Consider the following 25404-nt stretch of genomic DNA (forward strand, 5'->3'; position numbering starts at 1 on the left):
CTGGCAATGAAACCCCAATGTGAACGTTGCAGTGCACCACTCGAGCCCAATGCGCAGGCCTATATCTGCTCGTTTGAATGCACTTTCTGCCCCACGTGCAGCACACAAGTTTTCCGGTATGTATGCCCCAATTGCCAAGGCGAGTTAGTACTGCGCCCACGTCGTCGTCCGCAGGAGCCTAACTATGCCGTGGCGTGACTTATTGCTTGCGCTGGTAGTGGTGAGCACATGGGGTTTTAATTTTGTGGTAATCCGGTGGGGTTTGCAGGGTTTACCGCCCTTGCTGCTGGGGGCGCTGCGCTTTTTGCTGGTGGCGCTGCCAGCGGTTTTCTTTATTCCGCGCCCCGCGATCCCCGCCAAATACTGGTTAGGCTATGGCGTGGTGTGGGGCGTGGGGCAGTTTGGTTGCTTGTTTACCGCGATGAAATTGGGCATGCCCGCTGGCCTCGCGTCGGTGGTGTTGCAATCGCAGGCGTTTTTCACGCTGATTTTCGCGCTGCTATTGCTCAATGAGCGCTGGCGCTGGTATCAGCTAGCGGGTTTAATCGTGGCGGCTGGCGGCTTGACGCTGATTGGCTTGTCGCATGGGCAAGGCCTAAATGGACAGACGATGACGCTGCTGGGGTTTAGCCTGACGCTATGCGGCGCGGCAGGCTGGGCGCTGGGAAATATCCTGATTCGCCACACGGCCAAGCAGGGTATAGCCGTCAAACCCAGTAGCTTAATTATCTGGGCCGCATTACCCCCACTAGCTATCTTTAGTATCCTGACCTTACTCGTTGATGGCCCGACGGTCGTGTTCACCGCGCTTAGCCATTTATCAATGCAATCAGTACTGGCGGTGCTGTATCTGGCCTTGATTGCGACGATTTTGGCCACCTCGATCTGGAATGATTTGCTACAGCGCCACTCGGCCAATTTGGTCGCGCCGTTTAGTTTGCTGGTGCCGTGGTTTGGGCTGGCATCGGCTGCGCTGTTTCTACATGAAAAGCTGAGCGTACAGCAATTGCTGGGCGCGCTGATTTTGATGTTGGGATTATTACTGAATATTTTTGGCGCACGCTTGCGCTGGCCGTGGCAGGTAAAAAATGCGTGAAGTCTATTTCATCCTGAGCCCGCAGTTTATGCTGCTCGATTTGGCAGGTCCGGCCGAGGTGTTGCAAATCGCCAGCGAGCATGGCGCGGAACTGAATTTGCACATGGCAGCTGCAGTACCCGAGTTGACCTCGTCAGTTGGTTTGCGCCAGCACCAGCTTGCACCCTTGCCTGCGCCGATTCCCGATGGAGCACTGATCATGTTAATCGGCGTGCAAAATTCCAAACACAATCTGCAGCGCCCCGAAGCACAAGCCATCGTGGACTGGCTGCGCCGCGAATTTGATCCGGCGCGCCATCAGCTCGCCTGTATTTGTTCGGGAACTATGATCGCCGCGCAAGCCGGTTTGCTCGATGGCAAGCGTTGCACCACACACCATGAGCTGATCGAGCGGCTGCGGCACACCGCTCCCACTGCACTGATAGAAGAAAACCGCTTGTTTGTCGAAGCCGGCAATATCGCTACCAGCGCCGGAATTACCGCCGGCATTGATCTGGCCTTGCATCTAGTAGCGCGTGAATTTGGCCCCAGCATGACGCAAGCGATTGCGCGTGAAATGGTGGTATGGCTGCGCCGTAGCGGGCAAGACCCGCAACTATCCGCGTGGCTAGCCCACCGCAACCATATCCATCCGCAAGTGCATAAGGCGCAAGATTTAATCAGCCAGCAGGTCAAACGTCGCTGGAAGCTGGCCGAGCTAGCCGCTGCCGTGCACACCACACCGCGTACCCTCAGCCGCCTATTTATCCAACACGCGGCGCTGACCCCACATGACTATCAGCGCGCCATCCGGCTGGCACTGGCGCAGCAACTTCTGGCCAACCCCAGCCTGAATTTAGACCAAGTCGCCGCAGAAGCAGGCTTTGCCTCCACGCGGGATTTTCGACGGGTGTGGCAACAGGCAACGGGCCAATTACCCAGCGATTGCCGGGGTATTAGTCGCTAGATCAAATACAAATTATCTCTAGGGCGTATACCTCACCAATCGCCAACTAGAGTTTATCTGCGATTTTTCCGCTCAGATCGCCCAAGCCCTCTAGCTCCCCCTTACGCTCAAAAGCCAGCCCTGCGGGGACCAGTGGCGCGTAAACCTTGCCATAGATTTTGTAGGCCAATTTCATATCACCACTTTGCAACGCTTTAAGCTGCTTAAGAACTTGGTTTAGGTTAGTAGTGACATTCATTTTCACCATTTTTTCCCCTAAGCGCGGCAGCGTAACTTTTTCATTACTCACACCTTGGGCAAAGGGCTGATTATTGATATCAACATTCACATGCAAACCATTGACGGGGATTTCATAATCATTTGGATTGGTCACCCGCAGATTGAGCACAAATTGCTGCTCAAGTAGCCCGAATTTAGCCAAAGAAATACTCGCTAAACTCACCTGTGGCTTTTCAAAATGATTAGGAATGGCATTGCAAGCTATCAATACTGCCGCAGTCACCAGCAAGGCTATATATCGAATCATGCGCATTTAGGCTTCCTCCGCTGATAGCATCAGCGCAAAGCGCTCGGCCAATTCACCCTGCATCAATTGCGCACCCGGCTGATCGGGGTGAATGGCAGCAAAGGTGACATCAGCCTCTGCCACTAGCTTGCCATTATCTTGGCGCAAGACCTGCTGCTTGATTAAACCATCACGCTCGTTTAATTGCGCCAAATAGCTTTTGATCACCAATACATCACCCATGGTTGCGGCCCGCTTGTAGCGAATATCAATTCGGCTCACAACCAGTGCCAAGCGGCGCTGGCTAAACCACACTACGCCTCCCGCATCTTCGATCATGTCCCAGCGGGCTTCCTCTAGAAACTCCAGATAGCGGGCATTATTAACATGCCCATATAAATCAAGATGATAGCCGCGCACCTTTATTGTGGTGAGATGTGACATGCAATAACTCGCAATGGGTTCGGATGCCACATCATAAAACGAAATCAGCGCCAAGGGATGCGCAGCTTGACCCCGCTGACTGACAATTTTCACATCGCGCTTTTGTTTCAGTGCTTTCTTATGGATAATCGACCGATTCGCGCGACACAGACACGTTTTTTATGGATTGGCGACACTCCCGTCCGATACGGATTTTAATTTTATTAGTCTTGATACTCAGCACCTTAGTGGGCGTGCTGCCGTATTTTCTATCGTTTGACAGCGTGCGCGAGCAAATCATCGCTCAGGTGCAAGCCGATACACAACGTACCATGTCAATTCGTGGCAGTGCTCACGTAGTCCTGCTACCGCGCCCAGCCATCTTACTCAACGACACCACCTTATCCGAGCCGCAAAACCCAACAATTTTCGCCCACGCTGAAAGCCTTAAAGTCGTATTCCGACTATGGCCCTTGATCACGACAGGCAAACCGGTGATCCACGCCATTGAGGTTGAACAGCCGGAATTGAGCATTGTGCGCAATGAAAACGGCACCTACAACTTCGAAGACCTATTGCGCCCGCACAGCGATAAAGTCGGTGTCGCACTCGATAAGCTGAGCTTTCTACAAGCCAAACTAAGCTGGAAAGACGAATTTTTAGGCGAAACCCTGCATTTAAGTCAGCTTGATTTAATCATGGATCAGCTCACTGACCCGAAAAAAGGCAATTTGTCGCTACAGGGCAAAGCCTCAATGGGGGAGAAAACCTCGGCACCGGTTTGGCAAGGCGAAATCAGCGGCTCGGCGGCAATGCGCTACTTGGAAAAAGAGCGCACCTTACGTATTGCAGATATTGAGCTCAACCTCATCCAGCAAGGCGAAAGTGCCCCCGAATTGCAGGTAAAAGATGCCAAGCTCAGCGCCACCGGCAATTTGAACTACAGTTGGGAGCCATTGCGGCTCACCGGCGGCGATATGAAAGTGAGCAGCAGTGCTAATCGGGCTGGACAGCTATGGACTAGCGCACTGGATATCCCCGAAATTCAGCTTACCGATACCTCGCTCAATCTAAATCGACTTAAATTCGATATTGGCATGAAAGATCAGCACAGCGAACTGAGTGCAAAAACCTATATCCCAACGCTAGGTGGTGCTCATCGCAGCTTTTTACGTACTGAAAAAGCCCAAATTTCGCTGAAATACAAAAGTCCGGAGCAAAACCTTGCGATACAGCTTACTACGCCGATGGAGCTATACCGAGGCTACCTCGCGCGCTTGGCTGCCTACAAACTCACAGGTAATTACTCCAACCGCAGCCTGCCACGCGGCGAAATTCGCCTTGCGCTCGAAGGGCATGGTGATTTGGATTTGCGCAATGAAGTGCTAAGCCTGGAAAGTCGTGGCCAACTCGATGGTGAAAACATCAGCTCGCAAATCAATCTGGAAAACTTTATAGCGCCGCAATATCGCGTCAATATCGATCTGGCCAAACTCGACTTGACCCCTTACCTGCCGGTCGTCTCTGCTGGCGCCAAAACCGTTGACCACGCTGCAGCACTTGATTTTTGGTGGCTTAAAAATCTAAATGCCATTGGCTCGGTGAAAATTGGCGAGCTGGTGCTGCAAAATATGCATGTGGATGATTTATCCATGAAGCTGATTGCCCGCAACCAACGCATCGTACTCGACCCATTGTCTGCGACTATTTATGAAGGACGCTTAAATGGGCGAGCTGAAATTGATGCCAGCAAAAAGCCGGTCTATTTCCGCCTAGAGCAAATGCTCACCAATATGAACATTAACACCCTACTGACCGATGTACTCGATACCAGCCGGTTTGAGGGACGTAGTGACATTATTATTGATGTGGCAGCTGTCGGTAATAAGCTTGCCGATTTACGCCATACTGCGGGCGGGAATATCCGGATGCGGCTAAAACAAGGGGCCATCCGCGGTATTGATATTCCTGCATTACTGCGTACCGCCAGCCAGCAGATCAAATTAATGAACGGCGAAACGGCACCAATTAGCGCAAAAGATGCCCGAACTCAATTTACCGCCCTGCAAGCCACCTGGCAGCTCAAACACGGTATTGCCAGCAACAATGACCTCAACATCAGCGCAGGAATTTTAAATTTAAGCGGTGGTGGCGAGATTAATCTGGGCTCTGGTGAGCTCAATTACAATATGAAAGCCAGTGCTAATCCGAATGTCCCCGAGTTATCAGGCCTTAAAGGTTTAACACTGCCGATCTCGTTTAGCGGCCCGCTGAACGCTCCAGAATACAAAGCGGACTACACCAGCCTTAAAGCGCAAATCATGGCCCGCCAAGAAGCCGAGCAAAAAGCGAAAGCCCAAGCAGAGGCTCATAAAGCCGCACAAGAACAAGCCAAAGCTGCTGCGCAACGCAAAGCCGCCGAGAAAAAAGCCGCAAGCCAGCGCAACGCAGCCAAAAAACCAGCCCCCACAGCGACCAACAAGCCAAGCAAAAAATGAGTGATTTCGCGACTAGATTAATTGCTTGGCAGCAAGAGGATGGTCGGCATGGCCTGCCTTGGCAAGTCGCGGATGGCTACCGCGTGTGGCTATCTGAAGTGATGTTGCAACAAACCCAAGTCACGACCGTACTCGATTATTACCCGCGGTTTCTGGCTCAATTTCCGACAATTTTCGACTTAGCCGCCGCCCCACTCGACGATGTATTGGCCCTGTGGAGTGGCTTGGGCTACTACACCCGCGCACGTAATCTGCACAAATGCGCACAAGCGGTGGTAACGCAATATGGGGGGGAATTTCCGCGCGATCCGGCACTGGTGGCTGAGCTGCCCGGTATTGGCCGCAGTACCGCGGCGGCGATTACCGCTTTTTCGTATGGCACGCGTGCTGCCATTCTGGATGGCAATGTCAAACGTGTACTGACTCGTTGGGCAGGGATTGACGGTTATCCGGGCGTGAAAGCCGTAGAAAATAAACTCTGGGGTTTGGCGCACGCTCTACTCCCTGCCGAGCAGATCGAGGCGTATACCCAAGGACTGATGGATCTGGGCGCTACGGTCTGTACGCCGAAAAAACCGACATGTTTAACCTGCCCGATGAATGCTGACTGCCAAGCGAGATTGAGCAATCGGCAAGGCGAATTACCCACCCCAAAACCGAAAAAAACCGTCCCGGAAAAATCGACGGTGATGCTGATTATCCGCAACGATGCAGGGCAAATCCTGCTCGAAAAACGCCCTCCGACGGGAATCTGGGGCGGCTTATGGAGCTTGCCCGAAGTGGAAAGTACACTTATTGCAAGTGAATTAGCTGCGCAGCAACTGGGGCTAAAAATCGAGCTGGAACCCGCCCTACCCGACTTTGTGCATGTATTTACTCATTACAAACTTACCATCACGCCACAGCCTGCATATGCAATTGCGGTTAGCGCTCTGCATGAATCAAATGCGCAGTGGTTTAACATTGATGCTGCACTAGCTGCAGGGATACCCACGCCAATTCGTAAAATTCTCAGCAAAACACCAAAGTAATCAGAAAACTCGGATTCAATACCACTTTTTGTAGAGTACTAATGCATCAAATCAGCACAATGCCATTCATAAGTACTCCCACATAAAGCCATCCGCCAAACAACAACAGACCAGCCGCAAATAAAAAGCCACAATAACCAGTAAAGACCAATACGTTTCTATCATTTTGCCGAGCCATTTTAGCGCTATACAAAAACAGCGTGCAGAAGCCACAAGCAGGCAAAATTAAGGCAAATCCAATAAATAATGATATTTGACTTGCAGCTACACTAACTCGCGGATTAAATCCAGCACGCCCGACAGTAAATGAAAGCAGAGGACATAAAAAGAACCACACCAAACACGCAACAGCAAAATATCGGTGAACCCCAGCATCATGAAAGAGAGCCTTGAATACACTGCCTGAATGAGGATTCACTTTAGCTTGATCGTCAACCATCATTGACTATCCATGAATTAAAAAATATTTTATTAAATTCAATCTGAGTTCAAAAGCTGAACATAGGTACACCGAACAGGTAGGTTATTTAGCCCTTGGATCCAACGCATTGCGCAGCCCTTCTCCAATCAGCACCAGCATCAACATCAAACCCAATAGCACCGCAAAAGCACTAATCGAAATCCACCACGCATCCAGATTGGCTTTGCCCTGCGCTAGCAACTCGCCCAGCGATGCCGTTTGCTGACCTACGCCTAGCCCCAGAAAATCGAGACTGGTCAGCGCCAAAATCGCCGCACCCATGCGAAACGGCAAAAAGGCCAGCACGGGTGTCAGGCTATTAGGCAATAAATGGCGGCGGATAATTTGCCAATGCGTTAAGCCCATTGCCCGCGCTGCCAATACATATTCCTGATTGCGATTGCGTAAAAACTCCGCGCGGGTGTAATCGGCCAAACCTAGCCAGCCAAACAAGGTCATCAAAATTAGTAACAAACCCAAGCTAGGCTCAAAAATAGCCGTAAAGATAATCAGCAAGTACAGCTCGGGCAAAGAAGCCCAAATTTCGCTTAAACGCTGCCCGAATAAATCGACACGCCCACCGAAATACCCCTGCAGTGCACCGATAAATACCCCCAATAACGAGCCTGCAACGGTTAAAGCCAAAGCAAATAAGGCACTGGTGCGAAAGCCATACAGCAATCGCGCCACCAGATCGCGCCCTTTATCATCAGTACCCAATCGATTTTGCGCCGAAGGTGGTGCGGGATTAGGCTGGGAGGCAAAATAATTAAGCGTATTGGCACCATAACGATTGGGTGGAAACAGTGCCCAATTACCATCTTTTGCCAATTGCTGCGTGATAAATGGGTCAAGATAATCTGTCGGGGTTGGAAAATCACCACCGAATGTGGTCTCAGGATAATCATTCAGCAAGGGGTAATACCAAGCTCCTTGGTACCTCACCACATAGGGTTTATCGTTGGACAACAACTCGGCGCCTAAACTCAAGACAAAGCACAAAGTAAACAAACATAAACATACATAAGCACGGCGCTGTGCTTTAAATCGCCGCCAAGCCCGCACCCAATAACCCTCAGCCACGGCGCTCATTGGCCTTCCCCTACCCGCCCAAATTGCACTCGCGGATCAAGCAGTACATAAGCCAAATCCGACAACAGTTTGCCCAGCAAGCCAATTAAAGTAAAAAAGTACAAAGTCCCTAGCACCACTGGATAATCGCGGCGCAAAACCGATTCATACGACAACAAACCTAATCCATCCAAAGAAAATAGGGTTTCAATCAACAAGCTCCCGGTAAAAAATGCCCCGATAATCGCCTCGGGCAAGCCCACCACCAATGGCAAAGCAGCATTACGCAAAATATGACGCCAGAAAATTCGCTGCTCAGTCGCCCCCTTAGCGCGTGCAGTGGTCACATACTGCTTATTGATTTCTTCCAGAAAGGAGTTTTTGGTTAAAAAGGTGAGGCTCGCAAAACCGCCCACCACCATAGCGGTCACTGGCAATACCAAATGCCACACATAATCCATCACTTTGCCCGCCATTGATAGCGATTCCCAGCCATCGCTAGTGAGGCCGCGCAGCGGAAACAACTGCCAGAATGAACCACCGCCAAACAGCACCAGCAACACTACGCCCAGCACAAATGAAGGTATCGCATACGCCACCAGCAAACCAAAAGTAGTCACCCAATCAAAACGCGAGCCATGCCGCACCGCCTTGGCCACGCCCAGCGGCACCGCAATCAAATAGGTCAGCAGCAAGCTAGAAATGCCTAGGCTCATCGACACCGGCAGCTTTTCACGTATTAGATCCACCACGCTGGCGTGGCGAAACCAGCTCTCGCCCAAATCAAAGCTGACATAGCTTTTCAGCATCAGCCAAAAGCGCTCAGGCGCAGGTTTATCAAAGCCGTATTGGGTTTTAATCTGCGTGAGCTGCTCATCAGACAAACCCCGCGCCGCCTGATACGCGCCAGTACCTGCCGACGTATTGCCCGCTGATTCAGCGGCACCGCGGCCTTTGAGCTGATACACCATCTGCTCCACCGGCCCACCGGGGACAAACTGGATCACGACAAAGCTGACGAGCAGCACGCCAAACAGCGTGGGAAGCATGAGCAGCAGGCGTTTGAGAATGTATTGCAGCATAAATGCCAGCCCTAGAGAAAAAGCACGTCAATAATTTAGTGAAAAAAATCTACTCAAGATATGAGTCACAATAATTACATCTGCCAGTTAGAAAAATAGTGATGAATTGTTTGGGTACTGAATGTTCAGGATGGCAGTCAATAGCAGAATGCCCACAGAGCCTACACGCCACACCCGCAGCCAAAATCATTATGCCAAGCAACCATGCCGGTATTAACAGTAAAGGAAGAATTAACCACACACCTCCATTATTTGCAGCAATGAATACTGTAGATCCAGCGACTATCGTTACTGTTAAAACTAAAAATTGTTTAATGGCAAATCTCATCGCTGGTCACACTCGCATCAGAGCCTGCTCCGCAGGCGGTAAACCGGCGGGTTCGCCCGCCAAACGAATCAGGGGCAGTCTTGCCTTGCCCCTGATAACCCTAACGCGCCCGATCGACGCGAAACCCCGTCCGTCCAGCGCTTGGCAAGGCGCCGCAAAACTCGCTGCGCGCTACCGTCGCGCAGCTCAAACAGGTTGCGGCTTAAAACCTTGCCAACCGCCTCCCGAACGGCGCGTCTCCACGGGCGATGCGTACTAACCAAGAAATGGGTATGCCAACCAAAGCCATGTAGTAAATCATTCTCAGAGCTATACCACGGCATGTATATGCCACGCTCGTGAAACTAGAGCTTGAATTCCCGTGTAGCGAAAACCGCAGCAAGGAGAGAGACAAACAGCATCATCGTTTGGCTCACGACGCAGCAAGGGCAGCGCGGAGCGCTTTTCGCCCGGGTCGCCTTCTCTTGCTTACTTCTCTTGGCGAAGCAAGAGAAGTAAGTGCCGCGGTGCACAGCCGCCAATCCAGCTCAACAAATCACACACACTTGGATTATTCAGCCAGCGTAGCCGACCTGCGCATCATCATTTATTGCAGCTCAACTCGGCCAAAACACTTAAATAAAAAGACACGCCCAAAAAGCATCCACAAAACAATTGGGAAAATAGCGAAATCTACAAGGTCTGCTTGGTAGCGACCTATTAAAATTAGAATCAATATTGGCGCAATAAGACCGATTGGCACGTCAATCCAAAATGGCAGGTATGCAGCAATGCTCGATTTGCATTGATTACATCTTGTTTCGACAGAACCATATCGTCCTCCCCCCGTCTTGTACCAACGAATTGAGTCAAATTGAGAATTACAAACAGGGCAATATGGCATCTTGACTCCAACACGTAAAGTTTCCATTCACACCAAAAGTGTTATTTACTCATTAGCAAAACAATCACGGCGATCAGGAATAAAACCAACAATATCCAAATCCACCTCGGTGGCTTATGGCCCGCTTTTGAAAATGCACCAGACCCAAATGACAAAATAAAACTCCTCTCCAAGAGTGCCAAAAAGCTATCTCACCCACCACGTCGCCAACATCCAATCCCCCGCCTGATAATACAGCGGCATCACTTTCGGCATGGCAAACCTATCCCGCCACGCGACGCGATGTGTGGCGCTGTACCAGTGCGGGATGATGTAATGACCAGTGAGTAAGGCGCGATCAAGCGCGTGGACGGCGGTGATTTGGGCGGCGCGGTTCGGTGCGGCCAGCACGTGGCCGATTAGCGCGTCGATGGCCGGGTTTTTAATGCCGATGACGTTGCTGCTGCCCTTCACATCGGCCGCTTTGCTGCCGTAATAATCGAGCAACTCTTGCCCCGGGCTTTGCACATCGGGAAAGCGCAATACCGTTACATCAAAATCAAAGCTGTCGAGCCGGCGCTGATAGAGCGCGAAGTCGATATTGCGCATCGTTGCCGTGATACCCAGCTTGGCTAGGTTGCGGGCAAGCGGCGGGAAGACGCGTGCCATTGAGCCGCCATCATCCAGAATCTCAAACGTAAACGCTTCACCCTTGGCGTTGCGCAGCGCGCCGTCGCGATATTCCCAGCCTGCTTGTTTGAGCAGCTCGCGCGCTTGGCGCAGATTATTGCGTAAGGAATTGGGGGGATTCGTGTTGGGCTGAGCGGGCAATTGCCCAAATACTTCGGGCGGCAAGAATTTGGCTAGCGGTTTGAGTAGTGCAAGTTCCGCCTCACTCGGTTTGCCACTGGCAGCCAGCTCGCCATTGGCATAAAAGCTGTTCAGGCGCGTGTATTGGCTGTAAAACAGCTGGCGATTGAGCCATTCAAAATCCAAAGCAAGGCCTAAAGCTTGGCGCACACGCAGATCGGCAAATTGCGGCTTGCGAATATTCAGGACATAGCCCTGCATGCCGCTGCTATTGTGGTGGCGCAGCTCGCGCTTGATGATTTCACCCGCTCGAAATTTCGGCCCCTGATATTGGCGCGCCCAGTTGCGGGCACTGTATTCGGTGATGAAATCAAACTCACCGGCTTTAAACGCCTCCAGCCGCGCGGTTTCATCCTGATAGTAGCGATAGGTGACCCGATCAAAATTATATTGTCCGCGACGGGTAGGAATAGTGCTCCCCCAATAATCCAAGCGACGCTGATAGCTAATGCTACGCCCAAATTGATAGCTCGCAATGCGATATGGGCCGCTGGTGATTGGTGCCTCAAGCGCTATTTGATCAAGGGCTTTCCCTGCCCCCCATTTGTGCGAAAACACCGGCAACGTGCCAACAATTTGTGGCAGTTCGCGGTTGGCCGATTTAAAGCGATAGCGCACTGTGCCTGCATCTAGAATTTCGATGCCCGCCACATCGCTCAATTGCGAAGCATATTGCGGTGCAGCGAGTTTGCTATTGAGGGTATCAAAACTGTGTTTGACGTCTTGCGCAGTAACCGGATCGCCATTATTAAAGCGTGCTTTGGGATTGAGTTTAAAGGTCACGGCTTTGCCATCGGCAGCCAAGGCAATATCACTGGCCAGTAAGCCGTACATGGTGGCGGTTTCATCCAAGCTCATCGTGCCCAAGGATTCAAACATTAGCGCCCCCAAACCTGCGGCAGGCTGCCCCTTGATGATAAACGGGTTGAATGAGTCAAAACTGCTACGCCGATCCGGATTGGGCAAGATCAGCTCTCCCGCTTTTTTTGCCTGCGGGTTTACATAGGCAAATGCAGTAAAGCCCTGAGGGTATTTAACTGTATCACCCAAAGAAATTGCATGTGCAGCCCATACATGGGCATGGTATATACAAAGAAAGCTGGCCAGTAGTTTTTTCATATTTCACATCATAAATGAAAGCCCTTATCGCCCTTGCGACTATCCATGCAAGCGTGCCATCTGACCAACACCGCGAAAGCAAGTATGATGACGTTCATCAGAACTTACTAGCGCAAACCACGCAAAGCTCATAGCGTAAGGTAAAGGCTAGCCATTGCACACGGGGGATTCATCAATGCGTTTCACGGCACTGCTGCTGGCCATGAGCTTGGGCACCATCCCCGCTTGGGCCAACAACTTAGCCGCCTACACCGAAGAATTTGCCCCCTACAACTACACAGAAGGGCAAAACTTCAAAGGGCTGGCCAACCAGATTATCGACCGCATCGTCGAGCAAACCGGCCTGAGCATTAAACGGGAAAGCCTGCCATGGTTACGCGCGATTCAGGCCAATCAGGGCAATCCGGATAGCCTGATCTACACCATCGTGCGTACCCCGCAGCGCGAAACACAATATTTATGGGTGGGTCCGTACGATGATTGCGATATTGTGTTTTTGAAATTAAAAAATCGCACTGATATTCAACTCAATAGCATCAAAGATGCCGAGCGCTATTACTCAGGTGCCGCGCGGGGCGCAGCGGCAGCACAGATATTGCAAGGCATGGGCTACAATATGAGCCGCTTGGATATCAGCTCCCCTGAGGAAATTCGTACCGTCAAAATGCTGTATGCCAAGCGTTTTGATTTATCGGCGGGGATGCTCATCCCTCATGTCTATAGCGCGCGCCAGCTAAAACTCGATGCTAGCCAGCTCACACCAGCATTTACCATTGTTAAAGGCGGCGGTTGTTATTTTGGTTTTAACCCTAAAGTCAATCCAGAAACCTTTAACCGGTTTAAAGAGGCATTTCAACACCTTAAAACCACGGGTGAATTAGACAAAATCCGCAAGCAGTATCTAACGCCCGAGGCCAGTGTAAGCCGCTGAGGCAAGCGCGGGGCATGCTAGAATAGCGTTTTGCCCTTAGATATCCCGTACTATGCCCTATTTAGCCATCGATACGTCCAGCGAACAGTTGTCTCTGGCCATCAGCACAAGTCTGGATGCCGCAACCATCGTGGCGCGCGACTGGCCCGTAGGGCAAAGGCACGCCGAACTCACCCTGCCCTATTTACGGGAGCTGCTGGCCGAGCTGCAATTGAGCATGGCCGATATGGCTGGCATAGCCTACCCTAGCGGCCCGGGCTCATTCACAGGTTTGCGTATTGGCTGTGGCATTACACAGGGTTTGGCCTATGCACAGAACATTCCTGTAGTGGGCATCTCAACACTAGAAGCACTAGCAGAGGCATCTGGCGCTATACGTGCCTATGTATGTATCGATGCCCGTATGAACCAAGTTTATTGCGCGGCCTTTGAGCGCCAAGGCGCAGCGTGGCAGACCATCCATGCAGCTCAGGTGTGCAACCCTGAAGATGTACCGATCCCCGATGGGAATGATTGGTTTGGTATTGGCACCGGTTTTGCCAGCTATCAAACCGCATTACAGGACAGAATCGGGGCACACTTAAGCCAGATCGACGCAGCTCGGCAGCCCCATGCGCGTGAGATGTTGAAACTTGCGCTGTCACAATTTGCGGCAGGTCAGGGAGTGAGTGCCGAACAGGCGAATTTGGTTTACTTGCGTGATAAAGTGGCGCTAAAAACGCACGAACGAGCCGCTAAATGAATTGCACCAGCAACACGCGCCCCGCCCCCCTGTTGCCCAAGTTTGCCAGACTCGATGCCAGCCATGTGGCTGCATTAGCCGATTTGGATGAAAGCACGAACGCGCATCCATGGACGGGCAAACAATGGCTGGATTCTCTGCAACAACATGATTGCTTTGGCCTGTGGAACAATGGGCAATTAGCTGGTTTTATTGTTTGCATGGCCACCTTAGATGAGGCGGAAGTGTTGCTACTGGCCATTACGCCAACACTACAAAGTCACGGTCTGGGTGCGCAATTATTGCATTACGCCGAAACCACGCTAGCGCGTGAAGGCATCCGCCAGCTTTTTCTTGAAGTCCGTCGCAGCAATACTGGCGCCCGGTCGTTTTATGCGCGCCATGGTTGGCAGGAAGCCGGCTGCCGTAAAAATTATTATCCCTGCGATATTGAAACCGACGCCGGTGAACACATTACACGTGAGGATGCCATTCTTTGCAGCAAACAGCTAACGCACCCTGCCAACAATGGGGCTCAGCCATGAACCGACGTGCCTTAATTCTGAATGAATTGGGCCTCAATCCGGTCTGGGTTCGGCACGAGGTCTTAGCGCAGCTGCAAGTCATCGAGGAACCAAGCTCAATCACCGTAGTGGCGCAACCCACGCCAGTGACTAACACGCCTAACCCGCACTTTAGCCCGATTGCGCAAGCGGCTCATCAGCGTATGGAAGCCACCATCGCAACAGCACCCGAAACGCCAAGTCAGGTCGCAAAAGGCCCATCGCAAGAAGCTGCCGCCATTCATCAGGTGCTCAAAGCACGCAACACGCCTGCTGCACGCCAAGTTGCGCTCACAAGTGAAAATACCCCGCAGCTGGATCAGCGTACCCAACACATTATGCAGCTGGATTGGGATCAGCTACAGCAAGCCGTACGCGAATGTACCGCCTGTGAGCTCTGCCAAACACGCACCCAAACCGTATTTGGCGTGGGCGATCCACAAGCGCAACTACTGGTCGTTGGTGAAGCCCCCGGCGCGGATGAGGATGCACAAGGCGAGCCGTTTGTAGGTAAAGCCGGGAAACTACTGGACAATATGTTGGCCAGCATCGGTCAGCGACGCGGGCAGAAGATATTTATTGCCAATGTGTTGAAATGTCGCCCCCCCGCTAATCGCAACCCACAAGCACATGAAGTGGCTCAGTGTGCACCATTTCTGGCGCGGCAAATCGAGCTGATTGCGCCCAAAGTCTTGTATGCCAGCGGTCGGTTTGCGATTCAAAGCCTGCTCAATAATGACGCACCAATCTCGGCGCAACGCGGCAAAATCCATCAATATCGTCAGGTGCCGGTGGTGGTGAGCTATCACCCAGCCTATTTGCTACGCAATATGCCTGACAAAGCTAAAGCCTGGCAGGATTTATTACTCCTAAAATCGCAACTGAATGAGCAATAGTGCCTGCATCCTGATATCGGCATAATCAGCAAGCAAAATAAAAAAGGCTCCTGCAAAGGAGCCTTTTTCTTGCGCCAAAAAACGGCGTTTATTTAGCCAACAAAATGCGCAGCATACGACGCAGTGGCTCAGCAGCGCCCCACAGCAATTGATCGCCAATCACAAAAGCGCTGATGTACTCTGGGCCCATATTCAGTTTGCGAACACGACCAACACCAATATCGAGCTTGCCAGTGATTTGCGCTGGAATCAGCTCTTTCACGCTGATTTCACGGTCGTTTGGCACCCATTTCACCCAATCGTTACCTGATTTGATGATGGCTTCGATTTCAGAGAGTGGCAGATCTTTTTTCAGCTTGATCGTCAACGCCAAGCTGTGGCAACGCATCGCACCGATACGTACACACAAGCCATCGACCGGAATCGTTGCATCGGTGCCGAGGATTTTGTTTACTTCGGCTTGGCCTTTCCATTCTTCTTTCGATTGGCCGTTATCGAGCTGTTTGTCGATCCAAGGGATCAAACCGCCCGCCAATGGCGCGCCAAAGAATTCGGTTGGTACGTCGCTAGAAATCGTATGTGCTACTTTTTTGTCGATTTCCAGAATTGCCGACGATGGTGTTGCCAACTCATCCGCAACCGAGTTGTAAACCACGCCCATACCTTTGAGCAATTCGCGCATGTGGTTCGCGCCGCCGCCAGAAGCCGCTTGGTAAGTCATTGACGATACCCAATCAACCAAGCCCGCTTTGAACAAGCCGCCCATCCCCATCAACATGATCGAGTTGGTACAGTTGCCACCGATGTAGTTTTTAACGCCTTTCGCCAATGCGCCTTGGATAACGTCGTCGTTCACCGGATCAAGGATAATGACAGCGTCGTCTTCCATCCGCAGCGTAGATGCCGCATCAATCCAGTAGCCTTCCCAACCGCTGGCGCGCAGTTTTTGGAAAATCGCGGTCGTGTAGTCGCCGCCTTGGCAAGAGATGATGACATCCATCTTGCTCAATTCAGCAATATCGTTAGCGTCTTTCAAGGTACCAGCATCTTTACCAAAATTAGGCGCTGCTTGACCTGCTTGCGATGTGGTGAAGAAGACGGGATCAATCACGTCAAAATCTTTCTCTTCCTGCATACGTTGCATCAGGACCGAGCCCACCATACCGCGCCAACCGACTAAACCAACCCGCTTCATTATGTTTTCCTTATCCGATTACAAAATACAAACAGCAAGCCCTTGATATTAGAGAAATTCCGTATGTCTGGCTAGACGGAAAACAGCAAGAATCGCCGCGCAGCACGTTTTTTGCCGAAAAAATAATGACGAATGCATCGTGCTGGTGTATTTTCTCGTTTACTTACATTTATCGCCAGCGAGCCCATTAGTTCATGGACATTTTCCACCCTCCGGCCAAAGAGCCACGCAAGTTTACCAATCCGATTTTGCGCGAAGCCGAACAAAAAATCGAAATGGAAAAAACCCTGCGCGCACGTGATGAACTCGCTTTTCGCATCGAAATGGCTTTAATGTCAGGAATGTCCAGAGAGCTGGACAAGCATCGCGAACAAAGCGATGCCCTCCCCTTCTTTTTGCGCCATCTGGTACGTGATTTAGGCCGCTTCAATCAAAAATCACCCCGTGCTGCCGCTTTATTGAAAGAGCGCCTCATTCAAGGTACACAGCCACAAGATCAAACTGGCTCGTTTAAAGTGAGCCTCGCGGCCGATGAAACGATTCATTTAACCTCGCTGGCAGTCCGCTAACCATGCGGGTCCTTATCCAACGCGTCAATCATGCCAAAGTTGAAGTGGCAAACCAAATCGTGGGGCAAATCGGCGCAGGATTACTGCTACTGGTTGGCATTAGCCATGAGGATAGCGCGGCAGATATTCAATATTTAGTAGGTAAAATTGCCAATTTGCGCATTTTTGATGATGAAAATGGCGTAATGAATCGCTCCTTATGCGATGTCAGTGGCGAAGTGCTGGCAGTAAGCCAATTTACCCTGTACGCCAGCTGTAAAAAAGGCAATCGCCCCAGCTGGAGTGCAGCAGCGCCCGGCGCTGTGAGCGAGCCTTTGTTTGGCCAGTTTGTTGCGGCCTTAAGCGAAAAAATAGCGCAACCCGTCGCTACCGGGCAATTTGGTGCCGATATGCAGGTATCACTTTGCAATAATGGCCCGGTTACCATTTGGCTAGATTCCAAACAAACCGATTAATTGCGATCAGAGATAAGGGAAATTACCGATCTTGACCCTGACCGCGTAGCGGCGCAGAATGAAATGGCGCCGAGTTGATCAGCAGCTTGCAGGGCGCGGTATAAAACTCTGCTAAAGCGTGTTTAGATTGATTGCCACGCTTGCCGTGGCTTTTTTATTTCTGTTGTTTGCGCCTATTAATCGACAACTTGCGGGGCGCGCCCGAAATTCCGCTAAAGCGTCGGTAGCCTGAGTTTTACCAGCCGCTACCGGCAAATTCATTCAGGAGTTTGCCCCATGTATGATTGTTTAGAGTACGAGCTAGTGAATCGCCCCGCCGTTACCTCATCCATTCAATCCACCCGCTTTCAATTGCATTTGAATTGGCGTGACCACCACCGCTTGCAACTGAAGCTTGCCCCCGGCACAGCCCCACATCGCTTGAATTTGGCCTATGCCGCGGCACTAAGTATGGGGATCGCAACGCATAATTTACCCGATGGCAGCTTGTTGCTATTGGATTTAAATCTGAACGAGGCCTTGATTTTTCAAAGCCGCTTTACTGATCTGCTGGCGCACTACGAACCCGCGCGCCACGCTGCTAAGTACATCATTTAGGAACTCATGCCCTTACTTAAAGACGCAAAAGCCACTTGCTTGCTGGCCTGGCCCATTATGGTGGGCCAGTTAGCTCAAACCGGGACATCCTTTGTGGATGCAGTGATGGCTGGCCACGTTTCTGCCGCCGACTTAGCGGCAGTATCAGTAGGGGCATCAATTTATACCATGCTGATTGTGACGCTAATGGGGCTATTGCTCGCGATTAGCCCATTGGCCGCGCAAAAAATCGGCGCCAAACAGCATGCAGAGCTACCCGCACTTACGCAGCAATCCTTGTATCAAGCTTTATTTGCCGGCTTGATTGCGATTGCAATTGCCCATGCCTTATTGCCCGTATTTAACCACCTGGGCCTAAGTGCAGAAGTCAATGATAAGGCACAGCGTTTTTTGGCGGCAGTGAGCTGGGGCTTGCCCGCGCTGGCCATTAGCCGCGTACTGTACGGTTATAGCTCGGCGCTCAATCACACTAAACCCATGATGATGATTTCGCTGATAGCGCTGGCGCTGAATATTCCGGCCAATTGGCTACTCATCTATGGGCATTTTGGCTTTCCGGCCTTGGGTGCAGTGGGCTGCGGCTGGGCAACCGCATTTTGTATGTGGATTAGCGCGCTACTGTGGGTGTTATGGGTGCGCTATGCGGCGATATATCGTGACACACATCCATTTGACTATATCAGGGGTATACATTGGCCAACCCAGCTCCAATTGGCCAAGCTAGGTATACCCATTGGGATTACCTTTTTTGTCGAGGTTAGCGCCTTTAGTGGGCTATCGATGCTGATTGCACGCTTGGGGACGACCTCGGTGGCCGCGCATCAAATCGCACTCAATTTTGGCGGGCTGCTATTTATGATTCCACTGGCGATTAGCACCGCCTTAACCGTACGGGTCGCCCAAGCTGCGGGCGCTGGACAGTGGCAAGAAGCACGCATGATTGGCCAGAACGGCGTACGTTTGGGTTTAATCATCGCCACCTTGAGTGCTTGCCTGGTCATGCTGCTCGACTCAACAATCGCCGGCTGGTACACCCAAGACGCTCAAGTCTTGGCATTGGCAACGCAATTATTATTTTTTGCCGGGCTTTTTCAGTTTTCCGATGCGACACAAGCGGTGGCTAGCGGTATTTTGCGCGGCTATAAAAGCACCCGCATTCCGATGTTGCTGCACATTACGGCCTTTTGGCTCATCGGGATACCGCTCGGCTACGCGCTGGCCTTTGGTGCTGGGCCATTCAGCCCCGTCGGCGCAAAAGGATTTTGGATCGCATTGGTCATCGCCCTGACCTTTGCGGCATTCTCCCTGCTGTGGTTATTTCGTCGGGTTAGCTTGGCAAAACTGGGGCAACAAACACATTAAAACAGGTGGTATATTCGTCAACACAAGCACAATCAATGCCTAGCCGGATATACATCTACTCACCCCAGCGCTGCATTAACTGATGTGGTACTTGCAACTGATCGAGAATCCGTGCCACGACAAAATCGACCAAGTCAGAAACCTCTGTGGGATGGTGATAAAACCCGGGATTGGGCGGCAAAATCACCACGCCTAGCTTGGCCAGCTTGAGCATATTTTCCAAATGAATCGCCGAATATGGCGTTTCGCGCGGCACGACAATCAGCGTTTTACGCTCTTTGATCATCACATCCGCAGCACGCTCCAACAGATTATCCGAGGCGCCATTGGCAATTGCTGACAATGCGCCCATCGTACACGGTACCACCACCATGCCATCACCAGGGTTTGAGCCCGAGGCCATCGGCGCAAACCATTCCTGCTGACCATACACTTGCAATTGGGCGGGCTCAGCCAGCTGATATTGGTTGCGTAATAGTTCGGCCAAATCGGCCGCACGCGATGGCCAGCTCAGATTCATTTCCTGCTTGGCCACAATTTGTGCCACTTGCGTATACACCAAGCGTACTTTGCAACCGGCCGCCAGCAAACACTCCAAGGTACGCAAACCATAAGGCAATCCAGACGCGCCGGTAAAAGCGAGGGTGATAGTTTTGCTTGTCATATTAAATGGTGTCCTGCTTGATTATGGAGGTACTGCTTGGCTGAGCTGGGCTGGCTGGATATTGCCGGAGCAAGCGCTCGGTGATAACGCCATTCACAAAACCAAACAGCAAGGCCATACCGCTTAACAATGGGATCAGATACAAAATACCGTCATGGGGGATCAGCCACAGGCGGGCTAACAGCAACTGCCCTGCTGTATGGCCAATCGCAGAAAGCAGCGAAATACTCACCATTCCAAAATAGCGCCGCGGAAAATATTGCGTCAGCGCCAACATGAACAAACTGCACAGCCCCCCCGCTAAACTCAAGGCAAAACCGGGCGAGAAGATCCCTCCCAACACAATACTCGACCCTAGTATCCGCAGAATGCTAACCCAGGCTGCACCTTTCCAGCCGATACGGTCTAGAGCAATCAGGGTAACAATATTTGCCAAGCCCGGCTTTACCCCGGGTATCGGCGATGGAATCCCAGACTCCAACACGCTGAGCACGATGGCATAGGCGGCCAACTGCGCAATATATGCATCTTGCGGCGTTATCTGCACGGCTCGCAAGTTTGATTTAGTAGCTGAGGCTGTCATAGCTGCGTGGCTGATTGCCAATCAATTCAATACTGGTTCGGTTGGGCAAGCAAATAGCACTTTGCCCGGCTTGGGTTAACCAGCCTGCTTTCACACAATACTGACGCGGGCTGGGATCATGGGCGATACGCGCTTTACCTGCCGCAACCTCGACCACGGTATCGCCCAGTGGACCAGTAACATGCAGGATATTGGCGGCCATTAGATCAAGCTCGGCATAGACTTTGCCATCTTGATAAATACGCACTCGGGTAGCTCGTGGCTGCGTCCAAGTCCAGTAGGTGAGCATTGCCCACAACAAGCCCAGTACCATCACACAAACGACATCACCCCATTTCAGCAGGCGCCAGGTATCAATGACCATCTTGCTCGCGATGGCGGATTAATACTTGGCGCGAACGGGCAAAGTGCCGCTTAAGCTCTTCAGCCAAGTAAACAGAACGATGCTGCCCGCCTGTACACCCGATTGCGACAGTCACATAGCTGCGCTGATCGCGCTCAAATTCGGGCAACCAGCGCTCCAGAAAACCAAGAATATGCGTTAAATATGGTCCAACAGTCGGTTGGCGCATCAGAAAATCCGCCACCGGCTTATCCATCCCCGTTAAGGGCCGCAACTCTGGGTCGTAATAAGGATTTGGCAAACAACGGGCATCAAAAACAAAATCAGCATCCAGCGGTATACCGTGTTTGAAGCCGAATGACTCGAAAATAAGAGTGAGTTTGGCTTTATCCGAGGCGATAAAATCACGAATCCAGTGGCGTAATTTTGATGCCGCCATGCCGCTGGTATCGATACAATGCCCTACTTCACGAATATCGCCGAGCACCTCGCGCTCCATTCCGATGCATTCACTCACCGTTAGCAATCCATTGGACAAAGGGTGACTACGGCGGCTTTCAGAATAGCGCTTGATAATAGTTTCATCATTGGCCTCCAAAAACAGCACTCGGACATCCACATCCAACTGCATCAAGGCATCCAGATGCTCGGGCAAGCTGGTCAGGTTATGCGCGCTACGTGCATCAACAGCAATCGCCACGCGGGGATAACCGTCCATATCGAGCATCGAGACCGCTTGTGGCAACAATGGTGCTGGTAGGTTATCGAGACAGTAATAGCCCAAATCTTCCAGCGCACGCAAAGCAACCGATTTACCGGCGCCCGAGAGACCTGACAACAAAACGACTTGCTGATGCTTTGAATTTGGCATTACTCGCCCATTTCCATAAATTTTTGATGCCGTTCGATGAATTCACGCGTCGAATCAATGCCGCGCAATTGCAGAATATAGTTACGCACGGCCGACTCAACCAACACCGCCAAATTGCGCCCCGCCGCCACCGGAATCACCAGCTTGCGAATTGGCACATCCAAAATCGCCTGCGTCGCCGCCTGCATTTGCAAGCGATCTACCGGTGCGAGCGATTCGCCACCGGCTTTGGCAAGATGAATAATCAATTTCAGCGTTTTTTTCGGCCGCACCGCGGTTTCACCGAAAATCGTCCGGATATTCAATACACCAATCCCGCGCACTTCCAAAAAGTCGCGCAACATTGGTGGGCAGCGACCTTCCAGCGTTTCGGGGTTAGTACGATAAACCTCGACCACATCATCGGCCACCAAACCATGACCGCGTGAAATCAGCTCCAGTGCCAGCTCGGATTTACCCATTGACGATTCGCCCGTCAGCAAAACGCCTACCTCCAGCACATCCAGAAATACCCCATGCAGGTGTGTAGATACAGCCAATGCTTTACTTAGGTAATAGCGCAATACCTCCATTAAATACGGAGATTGCTCAGGGCTTGTCAATAAAGGCACATGATGGCGCTCAGCCGCATCACGCAAGGCATCGGGTACTACCTGCCCATTGGCGACAATCATCGCCGCCATTTCGCTGGCAAATAACTGGTTAAGACTACTGAGCTGCACATCGGGTGAGAGGCCATTGACATAGGCAATCTCGGCAATGCCCAGCACTTGAATCCGATTAGGGTGTACAAAATTCAAATGCCCAACCAGCGACAAAGATGGCTTTTGCTCACTGGCATCGTTAGACAGCAGATTATTCGCCCCAGATTGTCCAGCCACCCAAGTTAGGCGCAGTTTCTCGGCGTTATCAATGAATAATTGGCGGGCAGTAATTTGGGGCATACGATTCTCAAAAAAAAACTGCATCAATCAGATGCAGTCTTGATATTAACCAGCTAAGCAAAGGGAGTCTAGCTTATTGCTATTACGTAAAATCAGCGCCGTAAGGCTGCCAACTTGAGATCCGCTGCCACACCAAGTGCGGCTCTGGCACGGCATTGAGCTCTTCGCGCAATTGCTTATCCGAAAAGAGTTGAGCCAATTCGGAGAGAATTTGCAGATGCAGATCGGTGGCATTGGCTGGCACTAGCAAAACAAAAATTAGCGACACCGGTTTGCCATCAGGCGCATCAAATGGGATAGGTTCTTTCAAACGAACAAAGGCACCGGTCGCCTCTTTCAAGCCTTTAATCCGGCCATGCGGAATGGCAACGCCTTGCCCCAAACCGGTAGAACCGAGCTTTTCACGCGCAAACAAGCTATCAAAAATCACGCTACGCGCAATGCCATGGCTATTTTCAAACACAATACCCACATGCTCAAAAACGCGCTTTTTGCTACCAACATCTAAATCTAAAAATACATTACTGGTTGGCAGAATTTTGGTAATCAGGCTCATGGTCTTAATCGTGTTCCCTAGTGGACTGGGTATTGTACTTGCCTTGCTCAGAAACAAAAACGGGAACGACTCGCGGCGTTCCCGTTGTATTGCTTACGCAACGAATTATTCTTCAACCACCGCTTGGTGTTTGAGAGCTTCACCACGATGTGATGATTGTTTTTCTTTGTGTTTAACCACCTGACGATCTAATTTGTCCATCAGAACGTCAATGGCGGCATACAAATCTTCCTCAATAGCCTCAACGTGAATGTCTTTGCCGCTCACGTGTACTGTGACCTCGGCCTTGTGCTGCAGTTTGTCTACCGAAAGAATCACTGTTGCATCGATCACATTGTCAAAATGACGTACCACGCGCTCGATTTTGCTAGTGACATACTCACGGATAGCTGGAGTAACTTCAAGATGATGACCGCTGATGTTGAGGTTCATAATATTGCTCCTTCGATTTATATCGCCTTTTTATAGGCTTTTGCGCTGACTGGCAGGCGCAATGTTCAGCGCCTCCCGATACTTGGCAACGGTGCGCCGCGCTACTGCGACACCTTGCCTTGCGAGTTCTTCTGTTATAGCACTATCCGATAATGGTTTCTTTGGATTTTCCTGTGCTACCAGTTGTTTGATCAAAGCTTTGATCGATGTTGCTGAATTTTCGCCGCCGCTGTCGTTTTCAACATGACTACCGAAGAAGTATTTGTACTCCAAAACGCCGCGCGGTGTCAGCATAAATTTTTGCGTTGTCACGCGCGAAATCGTTGATTCGTGTAAATCGAGCTCTTCAGCAATATCACGCAGCACCAGCGGTTTCATGGCCACTTCGCCATATTCAAAAAACGCTTGCTGCCGCGCAACGATCGCTTGGGCCACCCGCAAAATCGTACTGCCACGCTGTTCTATGCTTTTAATCAACCACCTAGCTTCTTGCAAAGCGCTAGCAAGATTGTCTCCAACTTCACCTTGCAACAGCCGCGCATACATTTCATTGACTTTAATTTTGGGCTGCGCAGCCTGATTCAGGCGCACAGTCCAGCGACCACGTAACTTTTGCACCAGCACATCAGGCACGACATAACGTGTTGTATCCGCGCCCCAGTTGGCCGCTGGTCTAGGGTTCAAGGCCCGGATAATCTGCTGAGCCTGACGCAATTGATCATCATCACATTGAAACTGTTTTTTTAGCTTGGCAAAATCGCGGATCGCTAATAACTCCAATCCAGTCTCAATTAAGCGACGCGCCAACAAATACTCAGGAGTATTGGGAGCAGATTTCAATTGCAGCAACAGACATTCCGACAAGGATCGAGTGCCAACCCCCAGCGGCTCGAGCTGCATTAAATATTGATGTGCGATTCGCAACTCATCAACTTCAAGCTCAAGCTCCTGCACTATTTCAGCAGGTAATTGCGCAAAAATTTCCTCTAAGTCTTGCGTGAGTAAGCCATCTTCATCCAAGGCTTCAATTAACAAGGCAAGCAGGGCATGATCACGCGCAGAAAGCCCCATCAGACGGGCTTGCGCCAATAAATGATCACGCAAACTTAATTCAATCGCGACTCGTAAAGTGGGGTCGTGCTCATCATCCTCGTCGTATGAACCACCATTTTTTACCTCGTCCCAACGAAGTCCATCCAAATCATCCACATGATCCGTACTGGAGTCAGTCGTCTCAGGAGCGGCGACCTCGAGGGAGTCCGGCGAGTCACCAGCCGACTCTTCCCTCTCTAGCAACGGGTTATCTGCCAAGTATTGCTCAACTTCCTGATTAAAATCGAGCGTAGAAAGCTGCAACAGTTTGATCGACTGCTGTAATTGTGGCGTTAAATTGAGCTGCTGCGACATGCGCAGCTGCAAAGATTGCTTCAT

Annotated in this window: 28 protein-coding genes; 13 read left to right on the top strand and 15 right to left on the bottom strand. The window is 51.2% G+C overall.

Features of this window, described 5'->3' with window-relative positions; all coding sequences use genetic code 11:
* The first annotated feature begins 6 nt into the window (after positions 1 to 6).
* The 3 genes from HZU75_RS17695 to HZU75_RS02240 are packed head-to-tail and all read left to right on the top strand — an operon-like array spanning position 7 to position 2042.
* Complete coding sequence (locus HZU75_RS17695) at positions 7 to 198, top strand: DUF1272 domain-containing protein (RefSeq protein WP_228028247.1); 192 nt, start codon at positions 7 to 9, stop codon at positions 196 to 198.
* A complete protein-coding gene (locus tag HZU75_RS02235) occupies positions 185 to 1096 on the top strand; it encodes an EamA family transporter (protein ID WP_180307589.1) in 912 nt (303 codons plus the stop codon). The genes HZU75_RS17695 and HZU75_RS02235 overlap by 14 nt, the downstream gene beginning before the upstream one ends.
* Positions 1089 to 2042, top strand: coding sequence for a GlxA family transcriptional regulator (locus HZU75_RS02240; RefSeq protein WP_180307590.1), 954 nt, complete (start codon positions 1089 to 1091; stop codon positions 2040 to 2042). Before HZU75_RS02235 ends, HZU75_RS02240 begins: the two co-directional genes overlap by 8 nt.
* Positions 2043 to 2088: 46 nt before the next feature.
* Here HZU75_RS02240 and HZU75_RS02245 read toward each other — a convergent pair whose 3' ends face one another.
* Positions 2089 to 2574 (bottom strand): LEA/WHy family protein, encoded by a 486-nt coding sequence (locus tag HZU75_RS02245; protein ID WP_180307591.1) that lies wholly within the window; start codon positions 2572 to 2574, stop codon positions 2089 to 2091.
* Positions 2575 to 2991 (bottom strand): acyl-CoA thioesterase, encoded by a 417-nt coding sequence (locus tag HZU75_RS02250; protein ID WP_180307592.1) that lies wholly within the window; start codon positions 2989 to 2991, stop codon positions 2575 to 2577. It abuts the gene before it with no gap.
* A gap of 161 nt (positions 2992 to 3152) precedes the next feature.
* Between HZU75_RS02250 and HZU75_RS02255 the strand changes: the two genes are divergently transcribed.
* Positions 3153 to 5468: an AsmA family protein gene (locus tag HZU75_RS02255; protein ID WP_180307593.1), complete on the top strand. Its 2316-nt coding sequence runs from the start codon at positions 3153 to 3155 to the stop codon at positions 5466 to 5468.
* Positions 5465 to 6499, top strand: a complete 1035-nt coding sequence (gene mutY, locus HZU75_RS02260; protein ID WP_180307594.1) for an A/G-specific adenine glycosylase — start codon at positions 5465 to 5467, stop codon at positions 6497 to 6499. The genes HZU75_RS02255 and mutY overlap by 4 nt, the downstream gene beginning before the upstream one ends.
* 46 nt (positions 6500 to 6545) lie before the next feature.
* On the opposite strand, the gene HZU75_RS02265 is transcribed toward mutY, so the two are convergent.
* The 4 genes from HZU75_RS02265 to HZU75_RS02280 all read right to left on the bottom strand — a co-directional run bounded on the left by HZU75_RS02265 (position 6546) and on the right by HZU75_RS02280 (position 12291).
* Complete coding sequence (locus HZU75_RS02265) at positions 6546 to 6941, bottom strand: hypothetical protein (RefSeq protein ID WP_180307595.1); 396 nt, start codon at positions 6939 to 6941, stop codon at positions 6546 to 6548.
* A gap of 81 nt (positions 6942 to 7022) precedes the next feature.
* Positions 7023 to 8051: an ABC transporter permease gene (locus HZU75_RS02270; RefSeq protein ID WP_180307596.1), complete on the bottom strand. Its 1029-nt coding sequence runs from the start codon at positions 8049 to 8051 to the stop codon at positions 7023 to 7025.
* A complete protein-coding gene (locus tag HZU75_RS02275; protein WP_180307597.1) occupies positions 8048 to 9112 on the bottom strand; it encodes a microcin C ABC transporter permease YejB in 1065 nt (354 codons plus the stop codon). The genes HZU75_RS02270 and HZU75_RS02275 overlap by 4 nt, the downstream gene beginning before the upstream one ends.
* A gap of 1397 nt (positions 9113 to 10509) precedes the next feature.
* On the bottom strand, positions 10510 to 12291 hold the full coding sequence (locus HZU75_RS02280; protein WP_180307598.1) for an extracellular solute-binding protein: 1782 nt from the start codon (positions 12289 to 12291) through the stop codon (positions 10510 to 10512).
* Positions 12292 to 12466: 175 nt separating this feature from the next.
* On the opposite strand from HZU75_RS02280, the gene HZU75_RS02285 reads away from it, so the two are divergent.
* From HZU75_RS02285 to HZU75_RS02300, 4 genes are read left to right on the top strand one after another with little or no spacing between them, the layout of a single operon-like run.
* Positions 12467 to 13222 (top strand): substrate-binding periplasmic protein, encoded by a 756-nt coding sequence (locus HZU75_RS02285; protein ID WP_180307599.1) that lies wholly within the window; start codon positions 12467 to 12469, stop codon positions 13220 to 13222.
* Between the two features lie 52 nt (positions 13223 to 13274).
* Positions 13275 to 13964, top strand: coding sequence for a tRNA (adenosine(37)-N6)-threonylcarbamoyltransferase complex dimerization subunit type 1 TsaB (tsaB, locus tag HZU75_RS02290; RefSeq protein WP_180307600.1), 690 nt, complete (start codon positions 13275 to 13277; stop codon positions 13962 to 13964).
* Complete coding sequence (gene rimI / locus HZU75_RS02295) at positions 13961 to 14488, top strand: ribosomal protein S18-alanine N-acetyltransferase (RefSeq protein WP_180307601.1); 528 nt, start codon at positions 13961 to 13963, stop codon at positions 14486 to 14488. The genes tsaB and rimI overlap by 4 nt, the downstream gene beginning before the upstream one ends.
* On the top strand, positions 14485 to 15402 hold the full coding sequence (locus HZU75_RS02300; RefSeq protein WP_180307602.1) for a uracil-DNA glycosylase: 918 nt from the start codon (positions 14485 to 14487) through the stop codon (positions 15400 to 15402). Before rimI ends, HZU75_RS02300 begins: the two co-directional genes overlap by 4 nt.
* Positions 15403 to 15490: 88 nt before the next feature.
* Here the strand turns inward: HZU75_RS02300 and asd are convergent, their stop codons facing one another.
* Positions 15491 to 16597, bottom strand: coding sequence for an aspartate-semialdehyde dehydrogenase (gene asd / locus HZU75_RS02305; RefSeq protein WP_180307603.1), 1107 nt, complete (start codon positions 16595 to 16597; stop codon positions 15491 to 15493).
* A 194-nt stretch (positions 16598 to 16791) separates the two neighbouring features.
* Here asd and HZU75_RS02310 point away from each other — a divergent pair, with 194 nt between their 5' ends.
* From HZU75_RS02310 to HZU75_RS02325, 4 genes are all read left to right on the top strand, one after another.
* Complete coding sequence (locus HZU75_RS02310) at positions 16792 to 17166, top strand: hypothetical protein (protein ID WP_180307604.1); 375 nt, start codon at positions 16792 to 16794, stop codon at positions 17164 to 17166.
* A 2-nt stretch (positions 17167 to 17168) separates the two neighbouring features.
* Positions 17169 to 17621, top strand: a complete 453-nt coding sequence (gene dtd / locus HZU75_RS02315; protein WP_180307605.1) for a D-aminoacyl-tRNA deacylase — start codon at positions 17169 to 17171, stop codon at positions 17619 to 17621.
* Positions 17622 to 17897: 276 nt separating this feature from the next.
* Complete coding sequence (locus HZU75_RS02320; RefSeq protein ID WP_180307606.1) at positions 17898 to 18218, top strand: hypothetical protein; 321 nt, start codon at positions 17898 to 17900, stop codon at positions 18216 to 18218.
* Positions 18219 to 18224: 6 nt separating this feature from the next.
* Positions 18225 to 19580 carry an MATE family efflux transporter gene (locus HZU75_RS02325; protein WP_180307607.1) on the top strand — a complete coding sequence of 452 codons (1356 nt, stop codon included), beginning with the start codon at positions 18225 to 18227 and terminating at the stop codon, positions 19578 to 19580.
* 55 nt (positions 19581 to 19635) lie between these two features.
* On the opposite strand, the gene HZU75_RS02330 is transcribed toward HZU75_RS02325, so the two are convergent.
* The 8 genes from HZU75_RS02330 to HZU75_RS02365 form a co-directional block, all read right to left on the bottom strand.
* Positions 19636 to 20244, bottom strand: a complete 609-nt coding sequence (locus HZU75_RS02330; protein ID WP_180307608.1) for a flavin prenyltransferase UbiX — start codon at positions 20242 to 20244, stop codon at positions 19636 to 19638.
* Between the two features lies 1 nt (position 20245).
* On the bottom strand, positions 20246 to 20827 hold the full coding sequence (locus tag HZU75_RS02335) for a Gx transporter family protein (RefSeq protein WP_180307609.1): 582 nt from the start codon (positions 20825 to 20827) through the stop codon (positions 20246 to 20248).
* Positions 20808 to 21191 (bottom strand): NusG domain II-containing protein, encoded by a 384-nt coding sequence (locus HZU75_RS02340; RefSeq protein ID WP_228028159.1) that lies wholly within the window; start codon positions 21189 to 21191, stop codon positions 20808 to 20810. Before HZU75_RS02340 ends, HZU75_RS02335 begins: the two co-directional genes overlap by 20 nt.
* The gene (rapZ, locus tag HZU75_RS02345) at positions 21181 to 22041 is read right to left on the bottom strand and encodes an RNase adapter RapZ (protein WP_180307610.1); all 861 of its coding nucleotides are present in this window, start codon (positions 22039 to 22041) and stop codon (positions 21181 to 21183) included. The genes HZU75_RS02340 and rapZ overlap by 11 nt, the downstream gene beginning before the upstream one ends.
* On the bottom strand, positions 22041 to 22985 hold the full coding sequence (gene hprK / locus HZU75_RS02350) for an HPr(Ser) kinase/phosphatase (RefSeq protein WP_180307611.1): 945 nt from the start codon (positions 22983 to 22985) through the stop codon (positions 22041 to 22043). Before hprK ends, rapZ begins: the two co-directional genes overlap by 1 nt.
* An 82-nt stretch (positions 22986 to 23067) precedes the next feature.
* Positions 23068 to 23541: a PTS sugar transporter subunit IIA gene (locus HZU75_RS02355; protein WP_180307612.1), complete on the bottom strand. Its 474-nt coding sequence runs from the start codon at positions 23539 to 23541 to the stop codon at positions 23068 to 23070.
* Between the two features lie 105 nt (positions 23542 to 23646).
* Positions 23647 to 23973 (bottom strand): ribosome hibernation-promoting factor, HPF/YfiA family, encoded by a 327-nt coding sequence (gene hpf / locus HZU75_RS02360; RefSeq protein ID WP_180307613.1) that lies wholly within the window; start codon positions 23971 to 23973, stop codon positions 23647 to 23649.
* A gap of 30 nt (positions 23974 to 24003) precedes the next feature.
* Entirely contained in the window at positions 24004 to 25404 is a 1401-nt protein-coding gene (locus tag HZU75_RS02365; protein WP_180307614.1) for an RNA polymerase factor sigma-54, read from the bottom strand.

The organism is Chitinibacter fontanus, assembly GCF_013423785.1.
Taxonomy (GTDB): Bacteria; Pseudomonadota; Gammaproteobacteria; order Burkholderiales; family Chitinibacteraceae; genus Chitinibacter; species Chitinibacter fontanus.

Coding starts and splice junctions, on each gene's coding strand:
- HZU75_RS17695 (WP_228028247.1), top strand. CDS start 7: ATGAAACCCCAATGTGAACGTTGCAGTGCACCACTCGAGCCCAATGCG.
- HZU75_RS02235 (WP_180307589.1), top strand. CDS start 185: ATGCCGTGGCGTGACTTATTGCTTGCGCTGGTAGTGGTGAGCACATGG.
- HZU75_RS02240 (WP_180307590.1), top strand. CDS start 1,089: ATGCGTGAAGTCTATTTCATCCTGAGCCCGCAGTTTATGCTGCTCGAT.
- HZU75_RS02245 (WP_180307591.1), bottom strand. CDS start 2,574: ATGCGCATGATTCGATATATAGCCTTGCTGGTGACTGCGGCAGTATTG.
- HZU75_RS02250 (WP_180307592.1), bottom strand. CDS start 2,991: ATGTCACATCTCACCACAATAAAGGTGCGCGGCTATCATCTTGATTTA.
- HZU75_RS02255 (WP_180307593.1), top strand. CDS start 3,153: ATGGATTGGCGACACTCCCGTCCGATACGGATTTTAATTTTATTAGTC.
- mutY (WP_180307594.1), top strand. CDS start 5,465: ATGAGTGATTTCGCGACTAGATTAATTGCTTGGCAGCAAGAGGATGGT.
- HZU75_RS02265 (WP_180307595.1), bottom strand. CDS start 6,941: ATGATGGTTGACGATCAAGCTAAAGTGAATCCTCATTCAGGCAGTGTA.
- HZU75_RS02270 (WP_180307596.1), bottom strand. CDS start 8,051: ATGAGCGCCGTGGCTGAGGGTTATTGGGTGCGGGCTTGGCGGCGATTT.
- HZU75_RS02275 (WP_180307597.1), bottom strand. CDS start 9,112: ATGCTGCAATACATTCTCAAACGCCTGCTGCTCATGCTTCCCACGCTG.
- HZU75_RS02280 (WP_180307598.1), bottom strand. CDS start 12,291: ATGAAAAAACTACTGGCCAGCTTTCTTTGTATATACCATGCCCATGTA.
- HZU75_RS02285 (WP_180307599.1), top strand. CDS start 12,467: ATGCGTTTCACGGCACTGCTGCTGGCCATGAGCTTGGGCACCATCCCC.
- tsaB (WP_180307600.1), top strand. CDS start 13,275: ATGCCCTATTTAGCCATCGATACGTCCAGCGAACAGTTGTCTCTGGCC.
- rimI (WP_180307601.1), top strand. CDS start 13,961: ATGAATTGCACCAGCAACACGCGCCCCGCCCCCCTGTTGCCCAAGTTT.
- HZU75_RS02300 (WP_180307602.1), top strand. CDS start 14,485: ATGAACCGACGTGCCTTAATTCTGAATGAATTGGGCCTCAATCCGGTC.
- asd (WP_180307603.1), bottom strand. CDS start 16,597: ATGAAGCGGGTTGGTTTAGTCGGTTGGCGCGGTATGGTGGGCTCGGTC.
- HZU75_RS02310 (WP_180307604.1), top strand. CDS start 16,792: ATGGACATTTTCCACCCTCCGGCCAAAGAGCCACGCAAGTTTACCAAT.
- dtd (WP_180307605.1), top strand. CDS start 17,169: ATGCGGGTCCTTATCCAACGCGTCAATCATGCCAAAGTTGAAGTGGCA.
- HZU75_RS02320 (WP_180307606.1), top strand. CDS start 17,898: ATGTATGATTGTTTAGAGTACGAGCTAGTGAATCGCCCCGCCGTTACC.
- HZU75_RS02325 (WP_180307607.1), top strand. CDS start 18,225: ATGCCCTTACTTAAAGACGCAAAAGCCACTTGCTTGCTGGCCTGGCCC.
- HZU75_RS02330 (WP_180307608.1), bottom strand. CDS start 20,244: ATGACAAGCAAAACTATCACCCTCGCTTTTACCGGCGCGTCTGGATTG.
- HZU75_RS02335 (WP_180307609.1), bottom strand. CDS start 20,827: ATGACAGCCTCAGCTACTAAATCAAACTTGCGAGCCGTGCAGATAACG.
- HZU75_RS02340 (WP_228028159.1), bottom strand. CDS start 21,191: ATGGTCATTGATACCTGGCGCCTGCTGAAATGGGGTGATGTCGTTTGT.
- rapZ (WP_180307610.1), bottom strand. CDS start 22,041: ATGCCAAATTCAAAGCATCAGCAAGTCGTTTTGTTGTCAGGTCTCTCG.
- hprK (WP_180307611.1), bottom strand. CDS start 22,985: ATGCCCCAAATTACTGCCCGCCAATTATTCATTGATAACGCCGAGAAA.
- HZU75_RS02355 (WP_180307612.1), bottom strand. CDS start 23,541: ATGAGCCTGATTACCAAAATTCTGCCAACCAGTAATGTATTTTTAGAT.
- hpf (WP_180307613.1), bottom strand. CDS start 23,973: ATGAACCTCAACATCAGCGGTCATCATCTTGAAGTTACTCCAGCTATC.
- HZU75_RS02365 (WP_180307614.1), bottom strand. CDS start 25,404: ATGAAGCAATCTTTGCAGCTGCGCATGTCGCAGCAGCTCAATTTAACG.